Below are 18,985 nucleotides of genomic sequence, written 5' to 3'. Positions count from 1 at the left end.
ACCGAATATAAACCTAATAGCGGTTTTACTTAGCTGTGATCAGCTTAATGGCATCTTCGGCAATAACCCACTCTTCATTTGTTGGTATGACCATAGCAATAGGGGTACCTGCTTGGGTTATTACACCCTGTTGGCCAAAACGAGCAGCTTTATTCAAGATGTCGTCAACTTTGAAGTTAAATATTTCTAATAAATTAAGGACTTTCTCACGAATAAGATTCGAGTTTTCGCCAATACCGCCAGTAAAAATGATGGCGTCTAAACGCCCTAATGGCACAGTGTAAGAGGCAATATATTTAGCTAAACGGTAGCAGAAAATATCCAAGGCTAACGTGGCCCCTTTATGGCCATCATGATAACCTTCTTCAATTCCACGACAATCATTAGTAAGCTCTGAAATGCCCAGTAAACCACTTTGTTTATTCAGTAGGTTGTTTACTTCATCCAGGGTATAGCCAAGTTGTTTGACTAAATGAAAAATAATCGATGGGTCTAAATCGCCACAACGGGTACCCATGACTAAACCTTCAAGCGGGGTTAAACCCATTGAAGTGTCGACGCTTTTACCGCCTTTAATGGCTGCAACTGATGCGCCATTACCTAGATGAGCACAAATAACATTGATGTCTTTAACATCTTTGCCTAATACTTTGGCCGCTTCACGGCAAACGTAAAAGTGGCTAGTACCATGCATGCCATAACGGCGAATACTATGTTCACGATACAATTTGTAAGGTAGGGCATAAATATACGCTTTCTCAGGCATGGTTTGATGAAATGCGGTGTCAAACACTGTCACTTGTGGCAACTGAGGAAAAGACGCTATCGCTGCGCGAATACCAATTAAATGGGCCGGATTATGTAGCGGTGCTAATGAGGCACAATCTTCGATGCCTTGGATGACTTCAGGGGTGATAATGACAGAGCGGGTAAATTTTTCACCACCGTGAACGATGCGATGGCCAATAGCCTTAATTTGTGCCGCCAGTTCTGGATGTTCCGCCAAGATGTTATTAACGATGAATTCTACTGCTTCGCGATGTGCAGTAAAGGCGCCTAATTTGGCTTCATTTTTACCGCCATTAAATTTCCATTTAATGCGCGAATCTTCTAAACCAAAACATTCAGCTAATCCAGAAATTTTATCATCGCCTGATTGAGCATCAATGATGGCAAATTTTAATGATGAGCTACCGCAGTTGAGCACGAGTACTAATTTGTCTGACATGTTAACGCCTTTTAAGTCAATGAAACTAAATAAAATAGTAAAATTCCATTTTGATTAAGGTTTATGAACATCATTCATAAACGCTACACTTTGGTGTTCTTTTGCTGATTGGCACAGTAAGCTAAATCATTAAAGTGTCAAATCGGCCAGTGCATTTTTGGTACGACACTGTATTATGGTAATGTTTCACTCATGTCCTAGGCAGTAAAGGTAACCGTATATTGAACATGAATCTGGTTAAATTACTTGGCGACGGTCAACGTTATATGAAGACTTGGCCAATGGTTAGGCAACTTGGGTTTTATTTCCCCGAGTACCGTGTCGTCAAAGCGACTCAGTTAGCGATCATCGCCATGCCGATTTTGGCATTAGTGGTTGCGGCCAGCCAACTCTACGTTTTGGGCTGGAATTACTTACCGCAAGCATTAACAACACTGCTCTTTTTTATTAGCCTGCCACTACAAGGCTTATTATGGTTAGGCTGGCGAGCGAGCCACCCATTGCCTTTATCGTTATTCGAGTGGGGCAATCAACTCAGTGCTAAATTGACCGAGATGGGTATCTATTGCCAACCCCTAGGTGCCAGAGCCTGTTATTCAGACATGGCCGCCATCTTGAAATTGGCTTTTGAACGTTTGGATCAAAGTTACTGGGAAGAACTCTAATCTATCTGCTTGATAATCTGTTGCTCATTTAAGTCGGTTTATTTTTGTTATGACTAAAATGTAGCGCTAATGCCTCGATCTAAAAACACTTGTTGAATTTTTTGCATCGTCTCAGTACTTGGCGGTGCAATATCAGACAAGGTGTATGCTTCGCCAAAGGCTTGCCATTTATGTTGACCTAACGGGTGATAAGGCAGTAGCTCAACTTTCTCAACATTATTCATCGGTTTAATAAACTCAGCTAATGCAATGGCCGACTCTACGTCTTCGGTAAATCCGGCGACAACGACATATCGGATCCAGGTTTTTATGTTTCGTTTAGCGAGATATTGAGCAAATTGTAATGTTCTATGGTTACTGACTTTTGTCAGTTCGATGTGTTTAGCATCATCCATTTGTTTTATATCAAGTAATACTAAATCGGTATTGTCGAGTAACTCATCAATCACAGGTTCGTATTTGCGCACAAAACCGTTAGTGTCTAAACAGGTGTGGACACCCTGATCTTTGCAGGCTTTAAATAATTCACTGACAAATTGAGCTTGTAAAATTGCTTCCCCACCACTGGCCGTAATACCACCACCGCTAGCGTCTAAAAAGGGTTGATAAGCAATAACTTGTTTCATTATTTCATCGACAGATATTTCTTTGCCGCCATCCAAATCCCACGTATCACGATTATGACAATATTGGCAGCGCATAAGGCAGCCCTGCATAAAAGTAATATAACGGATCCCCGGACCGTCTACGGTTCCGAATGATTCCACTGAATGAATGCGACCTAAGGTCATTATTATTCCTCAAATATCTATAAAAAAGGCTGTATCGATAATTTGTTACACATCGATACAGCCAATTTTAGCAGAGACTACATACTTTTAGTAAATGTACGAGTAATCACGTCTTGTTGCTGCTCTGGAGTGAGCGCATTAAAGCGAACGGCGTAACCTGATACACGGATTGTTAATTGTGGATATTTATCCGGATGAACAATCGCATCTTCTAACATTTCACGATTCATCACGTTAACGTTTAAGTGTTGACCACCTTCACGATTTGGCTTGCTTAAGAAGTAGCCATCCATTAATGACGCTAAGTTAGTACGACGACCAGTGTCATCTTTACCTAATGCATTTGGCACGATAGAGAAAGTGTAAGAAACACCATCTTGTGCGTGAGCAAATGGTAGCTTGGCGACTGATGTTAATGAAGCAATTGCGCCATTTTCATCACGACCATGCATAGGGTTTGCACCTGGAGCAAATGGTGCACCTGAACGACGACCGTCTGGAGTGTTACCGGTTTTCTTACCATAAACCACGTTTGAAGTGATGGTTAAGATTGATTGAGTTGGAATGGCATTACGATACATTTTCTTATCGCGAATTTTTGCCATAAAACGTTCAACTAAATCGCAAGCAATGTCATCTACACGAGCATCATTGTTACCAAATTTTGGATAGTCACCTTGAATATCAAAATCAACGGCAATACCATTTTCGTCACGGATAGGCTTAACTTGAGCGTACTTAATTGCAGACAATGAATCGGCAGCAATTGATAAACCAGCAATACCACAAGCCATAGTGCGGCGCACATCGCGGTCATGTAATGCCATCAACGCAGACTCGTAAGAGTATTTGTCGTGCATATAGTGAATGGCGTTAAGTGCAGACACATACTGTGTTGCAAGCCAGTCCATTAAACCGTCAAGACGAGACATCACATCATCAAACTCAAGTACATCGGCAGTGATTGGATCTGCTTTTGGAGCAATTTGAGTTTTAAGTTTTTCGTCAACACCACCGTTAATGGCATATAACATGGTTTTGGCTAAGTTAGCGCGAGCACCAAAGAACTGCATGTGTTTACCCACAATCATTGGGCTAACACAACAGGCGATGGCGTAATCGTCAGACTCGAAGTCTGGACGCATTAAATCATCGTTTTCATATTGAATTGAGCTGGTGTCAATCGATACTTTTGCACAGTAGCTTTTAAACCCTTGTGGTAATTTTGTTGACCACAATACGGTAATGTTTGGCTCTGGGCTTGGGCCCATGTTGTACAAGGTATGTAAAAAACGGAAGCTAGATTTTGTGACTAATGTACGGCCATCAAGACCCATACCTGCGATAGACTCAGTTGCCCAAATCGGGTCTCCAGAGAATAGTTCATCGTATTCAGGTGTGCGAAGGAAACGAACCATACGCAATTTCATCACAAAATGGTCAACCATTTCTTGGGCTTGCTGTTCAGTAAGAACACCATTTTTAATGTCACGTTCAATATAAGCATCAATGAACGTTGAAGTACGACCCAGTGACATTGCTGCGCCATTTTGGCTTTTTACTGCAGCAAGATAACCAAAGTAAGTCCATTGAATGGCTTCTTTAGCATTTTTGGCTGGCACAGAAATATCACAACCGTATTTGGCTGCCATCACTTTCATTTGGCCTAAAGCACGATGCTGCTCAGAAATTTCTTCACGTAATTGAATCACACTTGATAAGTCTTCGCCTGCTTCAAACTGCGCTTGCAGTGAACTGAATTGGGCAAACTTATCTTTCATTAAGTAATCAATACCGTATAAAGCAATGCGGCGGTAATCACCAATAATACGACCACGGCCGTAAGCATCAGGTAAACCCGTTAATATACCTGATTTACGACAAGCCATAATTTCAGGGGTATAAACATCAAACACACCCTGGTTGTGGGTTTTACGTAATTCAGAATAAATGTAATTAACATCGCTGTTAAGTTCACGGCCATATGCTTTACATGAACCTTCAACCATACGAATGCCGCCATTAGGCAACATGGCACGTTTTAATGGTGCATCAGTTTGTAAACCGACAATAGTTTCAAGCTCTTGATTAATGTAACCAGCATTATGAGAAGTAATGGTAGAGACCATGTCAGTATCGAAATCGACAGGAGCATGAGTTTGGTTCTCTTGCTTGATGCCTTCCATAACTTTGTCCCACAAAGTTAATGTTGCATCTGTTGCACCTGTTAAGAATGACTCATCACCCTCATATGGTGTGTAATTTTGTTGGATAAAGTCACGTACATTAACTTCTGTTTTCCAATCGCCAGCTACGAAACCTTCCCACGCGTTGGCAAATAGTTCGGTTTTATCTGTCATTTACTTAACCCTCTGGTTGATTTTCAACGGATACTGTCTCAACTAGCACGAGCTGGTATCCGTGAGTATTTACATTCTGTCATCTAGGCGCATTCGCTAGATTGAGCTGTTAACATCTTCTGCGACATTGGTGGCAGAAATGTTCCGCCTGGTTTTTATAATGACGCTAATCGATATTGTTTTAGTCAATGAATTAATTGGTAAGACCATTTATCCATGAGTTGATAATAGCACAGCTAAATGACGATATCGGCAGCTTTTGATAATTGAATAACAAAAGTGTTAACTGGCTAACATATCTGTTTAGAATTAAGAGTAGCACACATTAATATTAGCCAATAAAAAAGCGAAATCGTTGCCGATTTCGCCTTTTAAGAGTGATATTACCAAGTACAACGCGATTATAAGAAGGCTGGGATACCTTCAATCATACCTACTGCTAACATCGCCGCTAAACAAATCACGAATGCTAGCGTTGGGATCACGATACGGTCGGCAAACGATAATGTTTTAGGACGTTCTTTGTCACCAATTAAGCCGTTGTTATCAAGCAACATGGTTAATGCCCATGCTAATACCGGATTGGCTACAAATGAGGCAAAAATACAGATCCCTGCAGCTTGGCTACTGGTGGTGTCTTTAACCATCTGTAAGCCGGCTTCCAGTAACGGTAGGAACACACCGACTAACAATGCAATTGACATAACCGGGCGCCATACTGTGATATCCATAGGATAACCAATGACAGCGACAATAATACATAAGCTGCCAAGCAAGATTGCGCCAGCAGGAATAGGACGTTTGGCTATTGCAGCAGGGATCATATAGGTTCCCCAAGAAGAGGTAATGTTACCGCCACCTACTGCTGTACCTACGATCTGTCTCACTGAACAGGTGGTCATGGTGTCATCGACATCCATCAGTACTTTTTCAGCCCCTTTTGGGTAATTTAATTCTTGGAAAATACGATGACCAAGGAAGTCTGGTGACCACATGGCAACAGCAAGAATAGCAAACGGTAATGATGCAATAAAATGGGCCATATTAGGTAAACCTAACTGCCAACCGTGTTCAGTTGAGCCCCACCAATACACAGGGTTTAAATTAGGAATCCCAGGCGCCGTGGTAAACTGTAAATCCAAGCCTGCACCAAAAGCAAATGCCAGTGCGACTGCTGCAATCGAACACAAAGGAATGGCTAACCAGCGTTTACCAAATTTAGCTAATGCTGCATAAATGATCACATTGATTAACAATATGGCAAAGGCAACATAACCGAGTGAGTAGTCCAAGTTATGCTTGGCTTGCAGTCCGCCAGCCCAGTCGAATAACGAGCCTATTTGACTTTTCGCTCCCATGAAGCCTAAGAACACTAATAAGCCGCCAGCCACGCCGCTACTGGTGAGATTGACCAGTTTCGAGCCACCTTTGAAATAACTTAAAATTAAGCCAAATATACCAATGAGAATTGCTAAGGCTAAAGGGTGGGCACCGGCGAGTGCGATAGTACCAATTAACGGGATCATTGGTCCATGGTTGCCGCCGAGGTTTGCCCTTGGGTTAATAAAACCTGAGCTAATAATACAGAACAGTAAAGCAGGGATGAGCATTTCTACCCGCACGACTTGGATAGCAAAGTCAGCGCCAAGATTGATGTGGTCCCACTTTTCGCTTAAGCCAGCAGCCCAAGCAGCCATTACCGCTGAATACATCACAGTAATACCAATGGTTCCAGCGATGGCTGGAACTAAGTCTTCCCATTCAAAGCGAAAATCACGCCCAGGGAGGTTAAGTCCCCAGCGTCTTGGTTTCATTATTTTTAGTTCGTTTTCTAAATAGGCATCGCGAGTATCAAATTCACTCGCAGGGCGGTGAAGTTCGCGATAGCTCGCTTCTTGTGCTTGTTTTTCTGAATTGCTGACAGTTTCTGACATAATTTCTCATTCTCCGAAAAGAACAGGTTAATCCATCAAATGATGAAGTTTAAGTGTGTTCCCTTGAAGTGATGGCGATATTCATAAGAGCTGCTTGCCAGAGAGCCGCTAATAGCTCTTATCACTTTACTCATCTGTAATGTTTCATTTGTGAAGCATTACAGTGATGTCCTTATTTAAGTCTTTCTTGGTAAGACCAATTTACCTAACGAATTTTAGCATAGTGATTTGATTGCATCACTTGGTATCAATAAAGTTGATGTTTTGTTTGTTGGAAGTGAGAGCTGGATAACAAGTTGACTGCATTATTAGACGAAGAAATGAGTCTAAAAGTTAGCTCGCTTAGCCCTTTGCTGTTAAAAATATCATGCCACATCAATATAATTGATACAAAGTATCGTCATCGTTCAATCGTAGTTGATATCAAAGCAGGTTATAGCATCAATACTAGACAATAAAAGTTTACTGAGGTAAAAATTATCTCGGCTTATGCAAATCGTTTGAAGGTAAAACTGAGTATCGAGAAACTTGATACTGATGATAATGTCTAGTCTTACTGTTGCTTAAAGCTCAATATTATTTTAGTTAATATGACTGTAGCAGGAATAATTAACTCGAGTTGACGTTAAATACAATCGACAGGTGTTAGCTGAGTTTACGCCAACTTAGCCTGCCACAGCGCGATGTTATGAGGCAGGTTAGTCGGTCGTATCAAAATAGATGCAGCAAAGCAGGCGAGCATAACCTGTTACTATTGCGCTTAGCGCTAATGGTGTGGTGTTTAAGCTGCGAAGATAGAGGCCATGCCGATTAACAATCGGCACTAAATATGTTGTACAAGTTCTTGGTCAATAATGAAGCTTAACTGCGAGTAACACACTTTGCTTCTGCAATAAGGCAATCTCTGAGTGGGTTATCACCAGTATCTTGGCGCCAGATAAATGATAAATGTCGTTTTAAGTTTAATTCAGGCGTAGTTAACACAACTAATTCGCCATTGGCGACATCTTGTTCGACATCCAAATAGGGCAAGCAGCTTAAATACACGCCATTTTTAACTAAAGCTTTTAATAAGCCGACGTGATCGTATTCTTTCCAGACATTTAATTTAACAATTACCCCATGGATGGCGGCATCAAAAATACGCCGAGTGCCAGCACCTGGCTCTCTTAAAACCCATTTGGCTTGTTCAAGTTGAGCAATGCTAGTGCGTTTGTTTTGCGCAAACGGGTGGTGCGGAGAGACAACAACAACCAGGTGATCATCAATCCATGGTTCTTGATGCAATCGACTGTCGTCAATTCGACCTTCAATAACCCCTAAATCAAATTGATAATCGAGTACCTCTTGTGCTACATGGTCGCTATTTTCAACGGCAATTTCGATTCTGAGCTCTGGAAAATCGTTATCAATTTTACTGATCAAGGCGGGTAATAAATGCTCCGCAGCGGTTTGGCTCGCGCACAGTTTTACTGTGCCACTAATAATATGTTGATCGTGAAGGCCCAGAGCGATTTGTTGTGCGTCTTGCAGTAGTTTTTGGGCCCTTGGACGTAACCATCTTCCCCAATGACTCAAGATAAGTCGATTTCCCTGGCGGATAAATAATGGTCGGCCCAATAAATGTTCGAGTTGGCTTAGCGACATGCTAACCGCTGATTGACTCATTGACAGTTTCTTAGCTGCTGCGCTAACGCTCTCTAAACTTGCAACAGCATCGAAAACGGCTATTTGCTTAAGCGTATAATGCATGAGATCCCTTATTGGTGAAAAACAAGATATAAAACAATGTTTCCATGATCAGCTATTTTTGATCCTAGGTATACTTAACACTATAAAATTTGTGGCCTTGCTTCAATAATCGTTATTTATCCGTTGGAAAAATCGCCATACCTGCTATCTAACAATGTTCACTTTTACAATGCTTAAATCTAAATGATGAAATTAACTGGCGAAGTGAACAAGACAAAGGTTTACGATTTCTATAAGACGTTGCCTGAATTTTGATGGGCATCAGATTGTAATTGAATGAATTAACGAATAAAAAAACGGCATCCTAAGATGCCGTTTAACCTATCTAACCTTAGTGGTTAGATAAATAGCTTAGCGCTCAATGTTTAAAACTTATAGCTAGCGGTAGTATGGAAGAAGCGACCAACGTTATCGTAAGCTGAGCTGGTGGTATCTGTACCTGTATAGCCGTAAGGCAAGTCACGGTTAAATACGTTATCGATACCAAACTTCAAGGTAATACCTGAGTTAAAGTTATATGCAACTGCCATATCACTGATAAAGTAATCACCAAATTCCATGTTGCTGTTTGGATTCGCATTTAAGGCTAATTCTTTATCGGTATAAAGGCTTACACCCTCAACAAAGCGTGTTCTCCAGCTAATATCCCAGCTATCGATTGAGTAACCTAAGCTCCAGTTTGCTTGCCATTTAGCATAACCGGCAGTGCCTGCAAGTTCTTCAAATGTATCTGGCTCATCCTGGAATGAAAAGTCTTTACGTTTTAATAGGCGAGTCGCAATAAGGTTAGTGCGTACATCACCACTAAAGGCTTCAAAGTTATAACCAATATCAAAGTCGATACCAGCAGCTTCAAGCGACGCAATGTTTAACGAGAACTGTCTAATTTGAGTAATTTCATGGCTCGCTGGATCACGAGTAATTAAGCTACAGTACTCGTTATTCACACCAGTTTTAGAATCGACACAACGGTCAATAATATCTTGAGCACCAACGGCACTGATGGCGTTTTCGATCTCAATATTCCAGTAATCGGTAGTGATCGATAATCCATCGATAAAATCAGGTTGATAGACAATCCCTAGGGTAAAACTTTTCGATTCTTCTGCTTTTAGCTCGCGGTTACCACCACTTAATCCTTCAAGCGTTTTATCGTCGTAGTCTGCATCAAAGCCAGCTGGGATCCCTAAAGCGGCACAATTTGTCTGACGTTGAGTTGGATCTTCTAAATCATTTAAGTATTTAGCACGGCAAGAATCATTTACTGAGAAGAATGTTTGGCTTTCTGCACCATACAACTCACTAATGTTTGGCGCACGCATGGCTTCAGAGTATGTTGTACGAACGCGGAGTTGATCGTCGACCTCCCAGCTTAAACCTGTTTTCCAAGTCGTTGCATTGCCAATAGTACTGTAATCGGCAAAACGAATCGCAAGATCAAGATCTAATTGGCGCATCATAGGTAAATCGGCTAATAATGGTAGCGTGATTTCAGCAAAAACCTCACTGACATCAAAATCACCTTTATCTTCACCTAATGCATTAAAGAAAGTACCTGCCGCATTTGATGGTTCAAAAATCTCGCTCTCTTCTTTACGGTATTCAACACCGGTAGAGAAGCCTGCATAACCGGCAGGTAATTCAAATAAACTCGAGTTAGTTAATGAGCCACCAAGTACAGTTTGCTTAATAACTGAAGTACCTGTTGAAGTGGTATTTATATAATTGATTGCATCTTGACTTGGCGCGCCAAAACCAAAGATGTTAACCGGCACACAGCCAGCATCTCTAGCGGCTTGATCTCGACATACCGCAACACCATTTTCTAAAACTGAATCAAGTGCGTTGGTATAATTATCATAGATTAAGTTATTTTTATTAACCCGCTCTAAATCCGTTTGACCGTATATAGCATAGGCGTCGTAATCCCAATCTTGAAATACTATACCTTCAAGACCGACAACATAGCGTTGGGTTTCACGAGTATCATCTTCAATGCGTGCACCCAAGTCCGTCATAAAACGACGGATATTGAGAGTGTCTAATGGCGCAGCATTTCCATCGCTATCTTTGTTTGCTTTCATTAAAGCAACAAGTTCAGGATTGATAAAAGCGTTATCAATTTTAATATTGTTAACCGGGTTGCCAAAGAAAAATGCCGGTTGACCTTCATCTGTTGATTGGCTGTTAACGTATTTAGCTTCAAAATAAACGTTATGGTTATCATTAAGCTGGTAGTTTGCTTTGAAGTTAATATTGTAACGTTCAAATTCGGGTTGTAACTCAACAAATTGATTCAAGTTTGTTACATCGCAATTAGCACAACGAATGCCATCAACATTTTGACCACTATAGACATCTCTTAACGAGCCATCAGGATTAAAGCTTTTCCAACCGTCTAAGTTGAAAGTACCCGCATTACTAATGGTGTAATGACCAGCATTAGGTGTCCATATTTTATCTGGATCTGATGGGTCATTATTATCGGTAGGACGATTTTTATTTGCTAGACTCGAAAATGAAGTTGATGTTTGATCGCGATCAAAGGCGCGAAGTTGCTCTTGAGCACTGTATTCAACTGCGAAGGCAACATTACCATCACCTTGGGCGAAGTCAGTTCCATAAGATAAAGAAAAACGATCCTTATTGTGGCCGCTGTCATCAGCCCAACCTTTGGTTGCTGATACATCTAAACCGTTAATGTCTTTCTTTAAGATAAAGTTAACTACACCAGTTACCGCATCAGCGCCATAAATAGCAGATGCACCGCCGGTGATCACTTCAACTCTTTCAATCCAAACACTTGGGATAGTATTAACATCAACAGAGGATGTACCAGCAGAGCTTGATACATGACGTTTACCGTCGACTAATACTAGTGTTCTGGCGGTGCCCATGCTTCTTAAATCGAGCAAGTTAAGACCAGATGTACCAATAAATCGCCCAGAGTTGGCTAGCGAGTAGGTATTACCGAGTGCAGGTAATTGGTTTAGCGCTTCACCAATATTAGTTACACCTGTTGATAATAACTCGTCGCCAGTAATTACTGTAACCGGTGTTGGTGCTACAGCGCCTTCACGAATAATACGTGACCCCGTTACAGATATTCTTTCTACCGGTGCAGCAGCAGTGTCTTCTGCTGCAAAAGTATTAAAAGTAGTTGCAGCAGACAGCGCCGCACCACCGATTAGCGCTACGCGAATCGCATTGGCTAGTTGTGAATTTACTTGCATTTATCTCTCCCAGAATTATTTTTTATTATGTGATGATTTTTTTTAAACATTTTTAATATAAAAATGAAACAAAATTACACCAATATGGATATAACCATAATGAGATTAAAATACAATACTTATAAATCAGTATGTTACCCAAATAGGCGTTAACACATTAAACATCTTTAATTAACACAAAATAAGCAATTCAGTGTCTAAAATACTTGATTGTGAGTGTTTTGATGCTAACTAGTTTCGTTGTTTTTGGTTTATTGTTGTGTATATGTTTATTTGTTGGGGGTATTGAGCGGGTTTTAATTACTGGTTGTTATGGGGTTGTAATTTTTGTTGGTGTAAAAAAAGATGAAATTATTTAATTACGCTGAAAATGATAGGGTAAATAATCCTTTTTAGACTAAGCAGTATTAGTCATTAATAGAGTTATGAATAACGCTATTAATAACTTAAGTGACTCGTGCGATATTATTTTCTTACTAGGAAAGATAATTGAAGTGGTATTTATGCGGTTATCTTGATTTGTTATTCCTGTTTAATCGGTTGTTGACTAGTGGTTAATTTTTATTCGGTAATATCTAACTCACAAGAGCAGACAAGTAGGCGAGCGGTATTATTATTTGCGATAAAAAATGCCAGCAATTTGCTGGCATTTTGGGGTTAATTTAGCGCTTAACGATTAAATTAAGCTAACCGGTATTACTGCACGTTTTCACTGTCACTAAATTCACCAGCAAATAATGCTGTTGATAAATATCGCTCTGCGGCAGATGGAAGAATAACCACAATCATTTTATCGGCAAATTCTGGTAATGCTGCAATACGGTTAGCAGCAACAACAGCAGCACCAGAAGAAATACCTACAAGGATACCTTCTTCTTTCATTAAACGACGGGCCATTTCAATTGACTCGTCATTTGTAACGGCTTCTACGCGATCAATAAGAGATAAATCTAAGTTACCAGGAATAAATCCAGCACCGATACCTTGAATTTTGTGTGGACCGGGCTGTATAGGCTGTCCAGCTAAAGCTTGAGCAATAACAGGTGAGTCAACAGGCTCAACAGCGACAGAGGTAATGGTTTTACCTTGTGCTTTTAAGAAACGACTGACACCGGTCAATGTACCGCCAGTACCTACACCTGCAACAAATACATCAACTTCACCATCAGTATCATTCCAGATCTCTGGACCTGTGGTTTGTTCATGAATTGCTGGGTTAGCAGGATTATCAAATTGGCCAAGTATTAGATATTTTTCTGGTGCTGATTGGCGAATTTCTTCTGCCTTCTCAATAGCACCTTTCATACCTTTAGCACCTTCTGTTAGCACTAAGTTAGCACCTAATGCCTTAAGCAGCTTACGACGTTCTAAGCTCATCGTGTTTGGCATAGTTAAGGTTAATTTGTAACCACGCGCTGCAGCAACATAAGCAAGTGCAATACCTGTGTTACCAGATGTAGGTTCAATTAACTCGATATCTTTAGTGAGTAGACCTTTTTTTTCAGCATCCCAAATCATGTTCGCGCCAATACGGCATTTGATACTGAAACTAGGATTACGTGATTCTACTTTTGCTAACACATTGCCATTGCTGACGCGGTTTAAACGAACTAGCGGTGTGTTGCCTAAAGTATATGAATTATCTTCGAAAATTTTGCTCATGGATTATTTGCTCCTATGGTTGCATTGTCTAATCATAATCTGCTTAGCAGGATTTAGAAGTGATAATTTGTTCTTCTTTATTCCTTTTAGTTATTAAGGTGTAAACCTTTATTCTAAAAAATCTCTATATGCTGCTATATTAGGCTTTTGGGGCGAATTATCATCATTCAATGGTCTGACCATCAGATAAATTTAATTTAGTATGCCAAGAATAAATCATAAAATACTAGAATGGCGTTAATCAGCAAAATGTTTCTATGTCGTGCTACCCAATTGACGAGCATGGTTTATTGATAAGGGAGAGTAAACCTTTCAATAAATTAGATCGATGAATTGATGTCGATCTCTCTGGCGCAGATGAACTTTCGCTAACTCATTCACTAAAAATGGTAGAGCAAAATGAATAAAGTTGTGATTTCAGGCAGTGGTTTATACACACCACCTTACAGTGTCTCTAACGACGAACTGGTTAACAGTTACAACAGCTATGTAGACCTATTTAATCAGCAAAATGCAGCAGATATCGAAGCCGGAGCCACGGTTGCAATGGCGTACTCTTCAAGTGAGTTTATCGAAAAGGCCTCTGGGATAAAAAGCCGTTATGTGATGGTGAAAGAGGGGATTCTCGATACCGATATCATGATGCCATTAATTGCTGATAAGTCTTCTGAATTATTATCTATGCAAGCTGAAATGGGGATTAACGCAGCCAAACAAGCCCTAGAGCAAGCAAACCTAACGGCTGAAGACATTGATTTAGTGATTGTTGCTTGTGCTTATACACAGCGCGCTTACCCGGCGATTGCGATTGAGATCCAGCAAGCTATGGGCACTAAAGGATTTGCTTATGACATGCTTGTGGCTTGTTCATCAGCGACTTTTGCGATTGTGAATGCGGTTAATGCGATTCGTGGCGGTACGGCAAACAGAGTATTGGTCATCAATCCTGAATTAACCTCACCACAAATCAATTTTCGTGATCGTGACAGTCATTTTATTTTCGGTGACGTTGCTACCGCAGTTGTGGTTGAGCGCGAAGAGTTATCGACCTCAAAACGTGCCTTTAGCGTATTGTCTATGCGTTGTTTAACTGATTACTCTAGTAATATTCGCAGTAATTTTGGCTTTGTAAATCGTTGCGATCCTGAAAATGCTACTACGGCTGATAAATTGTTTCATCAACAAGGTCGTAAAGTATTTAAAGAATTATTACCGATGATTTACCAGCATTTAGATGCCCAATTTACTGATGAGCAAATAAAACCTGAAGAATTTAAGCGTTTATGGTTGCATCAAGCTAACATTAATATGAATTTGTTTGTGGTGAAAAAGCTTCTTGGTGACAATGTTGAAGCAGATAAAGCACCAATAGTACTCGATGAGTATGCCAATACCGCTTCTGCGGGATCGGTTATTGCTTTCCATAAATTTAATCAAGATTTCAAAACCGGTGACTTAGGTTTATTGTGCTCATTTGGTGCGGGTTATTCTATTGGTAGTATTGTACTTGAAAAGTGCTAATTGGCTGATAGGCCGTCATTAAGATGCCTACCTTGCTAGCGCCGATTGATTCAATATAATAAAAGTAGCTCTTGTTCTATGGCTAAGTGAGCCGTTTGAGCCGATAAGATCTGTAATGAATAAGGCCGTTGATACTCAGTATCAACGGCCTTATTGCGTCTACAGCAACTTGCTTGGTGCTGGGAGTATTTCGTCATGGCAGAAATCTATCGCATTAGCTTACCCGTCACGGTTTTGTGATTAATGCTTACAGTAACCAAGCGTAGCTGACTTTCATAAAGTAGGTCTTTTCGTCTTGGGTTAATGAATCAATGTCATCATTAGCAATAAAGGCATCTGAGTAACCGAGATAGAATACGCTTTGTGGGTTGAGTTTATAGCCATACAGTAATTCATTACCCATATCTTGATAAAGTGAATCAGGGCGTTGGTAGCGGTATAAATCAGCATCGCGCTCTATACGCGTGTACACACTGCTAAGGCGGATAAAACTGTTTAGCGTCAGCTGCCAATTTAGGCGAACGTCACTGAGATTGGCTGTAAATAAACGTCCATCGTCAACGTCTAATACCTGGTAACGATGCGAGATATTCAGCACAAGAGATTCGGTTAGTTTCCATTCCACACCTGGATTGAACATGGTAATTGTTGCCGGACGATCGTTGGCAAAATCAATATCATCGCCATAGTTTACATCCAGCTCGAGTTTGAGTGAACCAATGGGAGTGAAGTTAGTGTAAAACCAGCCTAAGGTTTCTTCAAACATGGTGGTATTGCCATCAATGTTGATGATGCTTGGATTATGACGCCGACCCACTCGTTCACGTTGTACGATACCTGAGGCGATATAGCTTTGTAGACCACCTTCGAATTCAACAAGTATTTCTGTTTCTTGTTCCAAACGCTCATTATCTTGGCTATGGCTAATATCCCAGTCGCCACCGAATGTTATTTTGCTGAAGAAGTTATTTTCTGGGTACCAAATATAGCCGCCGCCAGCAACAAACTTGCTCACATCGACTTTATCAATGAATCCCAAATCGGCCCTAAAATCGCGGCCAATAGATTGGTATTGTGTGTTGGCATACCAATTACGGCGTTCATGCTTGTAAGTGATGCTGTACATAGCATCACTAAATTCACCGTCTTTACGAGTACGAAGCACGCGCTCATTTATCGCACAATCTCCTCGGTCACAATCAAGTTGGCTTTGGCTACAATTATCGCCGCCACAAAATTGATTAAATAGCGCATCAGGATAGGCGGTTTGTGAGTGGGCATATTGAGCCGTCAATGTATCTTGCTTTGTCGGTTGATACTTGATGTCGGCGCTAGCGACATAGTTATGGTATTCATTCGCCTGCTTCAACGTCACTAAACCACCGACTGAAAATTGCTTACTAGGATCGAAACGATATCGGGCTGCTACGTTATGGCTTGGCTCGTCGATAACGGCAATGTCTGAGCTTAAATTACCGGGCACTAAAAACTGACTTTGGACATCATTGGCTGCCAGTATTGCAAATGTATGGTCGTCGGTTTTACTCGTGAGTTTTAAGCCATAATCTGGCGAACTAATATTACGGGTGTGCAATAAATCCAGTTGAGTATCAAAGTAATCTTTATTATCGAGAAAAAAGGCTCGTTTTTCTGGAAAAAACAGCGCAAAGGTGTTGTTAACATCAAGCTGGCCAGCATCGGCTTCTACTTGAGAAAAGTCAGGGTTGAGGGTGGCATTTAACAATGTAGTCGGGGTGATTCCCCAACGTAAATCAACTCCAATATCAACGTTATTTTCATCATTCCAAGGTTGGGATTGAGTGACATCTCTTTGTTGACTTTGGTTAGCAACAATCGATGGTGTGAGCTGTAAATCTTTACCTTGAGTGGCACCTGCTAGGCCTGATGCCGTGCCTAATTGGCATAACTGACATGACACATTGCGGTCAATTTGGTGGGTGGATAAACGATGGGTTTCATTGCGAGGGTAAAAGCGGATCAGCTCAATGCCCCAGGTTTGGATAGGGTTAGTACCATCAAAATTAAATAATCTTAATGGCAGCTGCACTTCAACTTGAAAGCCGTTCGCGGTGAGCTTGCCTTCACTATACCAAATACCGTCCCAGGCATCACTTTCTTGGCCTGTGAGTTCATTTTCAATGGAATCACTTTGGACGCCATAAGGATTAATAAAAAATTGATACGCTAAACGAGCATTGTTGAAGGTATCCAGTTTAATCCCCACCATGTCATCGCCCCAGGATTTATCGCGGTCACGTAAGTTGACTCGAATATTATCGGGATTAGGGTCTTGGGCAGTAAATGCAAAATATAGGCTGGTGTTTGAAGCATATACCTTGACCTTAGTACTGACTGGCGCGGCAGTGTTTTCTCCAGGAGAAGTTTCGTAATTAAGCATCACTTCAGTGGCTTGTTGCCATGCTGCTTCATTAAAGTCGCCATCAAGTACTATATCTTCATTGATGGTCGGAATGTCGAGGTGAAATTGTTGGCTGGAACCTGCAAGTGCAGTGAAGGATAGAAAGCTGCTCAACATTAACCCGCAAGCAAGGTTATTCATTTGGCTTAAACGGTTGATTGGACGCGGGCTCTTAGCTGAGGTTAACAAGTTGGTCACAGGTACTCTTTGATATTTTTGTTATTTGCACCATTATCTCAAAAAACCTATTAAAGCGGAGGTTTGACCCGTGTTAAAATTACCGATAAATTGTTACCAAGTGTTAAATCTTGATGGTAAATATAATAAAAAGCCCGCTGCTAAGCATCGGGCTGAGGGAGTATCAAGTCGATCTATTCTCCAATGACGCCTTACTCATAAATCATCTCTGAAGGTATGCCATTAGACTGTTAGATTAGTATTTATTCATCGAGGCCAATAACAGCCGATTAATCCGGAGCGATAATATTGTTTTTGTAGACTTGACGATATTTATCTACCCACATCGCGGTTGCGCCGCAAATGGCTACAGGCATAACGATAAAGTTAACAATAGGGATCATCGAAAATAAGGTCACCGATGCCCCGAAACTGTAGCTTGAACCTTTAGTGTTCTTAAGGGCAAACTTCATATCATCAAAACTGACTTTGTGGTTGTCAAAAGGATAGTCACAATATTGAATCGCCATCATCCAAGCGGTAAATAAAAACCATAAAATAGGTGCAGCTGTTTGACCAATGACCGGCACCCAAAACAACACTAAAAATAATAATGCTCTGGGTAAATAGTATTTCAGTTTGATCCATTCTCGGCCTAACACACGGGGCAAATCTTTCACCATATCGACAGATGTGCCGGTATTTAAATTTTTACCCGTTAAGTGTTGTTCAACCTTTTCGGCCAATAAGCCATTAAAGGGAGCTGCCAGCCAGTTCATCACTGAGCTGAATATAAATGACATGACCACTAACATGGTTAACAAGGCTAATGGCCACAAGAAAAAATGTAACCAACTTAAGTAGTCAGGGAGTTGGCCATTCATCCAATCGAATAGCTCAGTCAATTGGCCCAAGGCAAAATACATTGCCCCAGCAAACAGCAGTAAATTTATCATTAACGGGATAAACACAAACGAGCGTAACCCCGGCTGTTTAATTAATTGAAAGCCTTGCATAAAATAATTTACACCGCTCTTTTTAACGGTCTGAGTGTTGTTTACCATTTAACGCGCCTTTTTTATGACTCATAACATTGATTTTGACCAGCCAGAGACAATAAAACAAGTGATAAACAGGATCAATAGGATAAAAATCGTTACAAAATGCGGCTCAATTGCTAAAGTGAACTGCTTTTTCCTTTTAATGCGTACCTGAACTGGCA

General features: G+C 40.8%; 11 protein-coding genes. 2 read left to right on the top strand and 9 right to left on the bottom strand.

The genetic code is table 11. The features are described 5' to 3' along the window. Positions 1-25: 25 nt before the first annotated feature. Complete coding sequence (gene ackA / locus H5114_RS16235; RefSeq protein WP_124016136.1) at positions 26-1,228, bottom strand: acetate kinase; 1,203 nt, start codon at positions 1,226-1,228, stop codon at positions 26-28. Positions 1,229-1,455: 227 nt separating this feature from the next. Between ackA and yfbV the strand changes: the two genes are divergently transcribed. Beyond that, positions 1,456-1,893, top strand: coding sequence for a terminus macrodomain insulation protein YfbV (gene yfbV / locus H5114_RS16230; protein WP_182698518.1), 438 nt, complete (start codon positions 1,456-1,458; stop codon positions 1,891-1,893). A gap of 53 nt (positions 1,894-1,946) precedes the next feature. Here the strand turns inward: yfbV and pflA are convergent, their stop codons facing one another. The 6 genes from pflA to cysK all read right to left on the bottom strand — a co-directional run bounded on the left by pflA (position 1,947) and on the right by cysK (position 13,625). Further along, entirely contained in the window at positions 1,947-2,687 is a 741-nt protein-coding gene (pflA, locus tag H5114_RS16225) for a pyruvate formate lyase 1-activating protein (protein ID WP_182723504.1), read from the bottom strand. A 74-nt stretch (positions 2,688-2,761) separates the two neighbouring features. Then, entirely contained in the window at positions 2,762-5,044 is a 2,283-nt protein-coding gene (gene pflB / locus H5114_RS16220; protein ID WP_182723475.1) for a formate C-acetyltransferase, read from the bottom strand. 401 nt (positions 5,045-5,445) lie between these two features. Beyond that, on the bottom strand, positions 5,446-6,978 hold the full coding sequence (locus H5114_RS16215) for a DUF3360 family protein (RefSeq protein ID WP_124016132.1): 1,533 nt from the start codon (positions 6,976-6,978) through the stop codon (positions 5,446-5,448). Between the two features lie 861 nt (positions 6,979-7,839). After that, positions 7,840-8,730 (bottom strand): LysR substrate-binding domain-containing protein, encoded by an 891-nt coding sequence (locus H5114_RS16210; RefSeq protein ID WP_124016130.1) that lies wholly within the window; start codon positions 8,728-8,730, stop codon positions 7,840-7,842. Positions 8,731-9,095: 365 nt separating this feature from the next. Beyond that, complete coding sequence (locus H5114_RS16205; protein WP_182723474.1) at positions 9,096-11,963, bottom strand: TonB-dependent receptor domain-containing protein; 2,868 nt, start codon at positions 11,961-11,963, stop codon at positions 9,096-9,098. Positions 11,964-12,659: 696 nt separating this feature from the next. Further along, positions 12,660-13,625, bottom strand: a complete 966-nt coding sequence (cysK, locus tag H5114_RS16200) for a cysteine synthase A (RefSeq protein ID WP_124016128.1) — start codon at positions 13,623-13,625, stop codon at positions 12,660-12,662. A gap of 399 nt (positions 13,626-14,024) precedes the next feature. On the opposite strand from cysK, the gene H5114_RS16195 reads away from it, so the two are divergent. Next, positions 14,025-15,146 (top strand): beta-ketoacyl-ACP synthase III, encoded by a 1,122-nt coding sequence (locus H5114_RS16195; RefSeq protein WP_124016127.1) that lies wholly within the window; start codon positions 14,025-14,027, stop codon positions 15,144-15,146. A gap of 247 nt (positions 15,147-15,393) precedes the next feature. On the opposite strand, the gene H5114_RS16190 is transcribed toward H5114_RS16195, so the two are convergent. Together H5114_RS16190 and cysZ are read right to left on the bottom strand one after the other, a co-directional pair. After that, a complete protein-coding gene (locus H5114_RS16190; protein ID WP_182723503.1) occupies positions 15,394-17,727 on the bottom strand; it encodes a carbohydrate binding family 9 domain-containing protein in 2,334 nt (777 codons plus the stop codon). A 326-nt stretch (positions 17,728-18,053) separates the two neighbouring features. After that, a complete protein-coding gene (gene cysZ, locus H5114_RS16185) occupies positions 18,054-18,827 on the bottom strand; it encodes a sulfate transporter CysZ (RefSeq protein WP_182723473.1) in 774 nt (257 codons plus the stop codon). Between the last annotated feature and the right edge of the window lie 158 nt (positions 18,828-18,985).

It is taken from the genome of Shewanella sp. SR43-8 (genome assembly GCF_014163775.1).
Taxonomy (GTDB): Bacteria; Pseudomonadota; Gammaproteobacteria; order Enterobacterales; family Shewanellaceae; genus Shewanella; species Shewanella vesiculosa.
The sequence above is the reverse complement of the archived record's forward strand: the minus strand, read 5'-3'. Positions and strand labels throughout refer to the sequence as shown.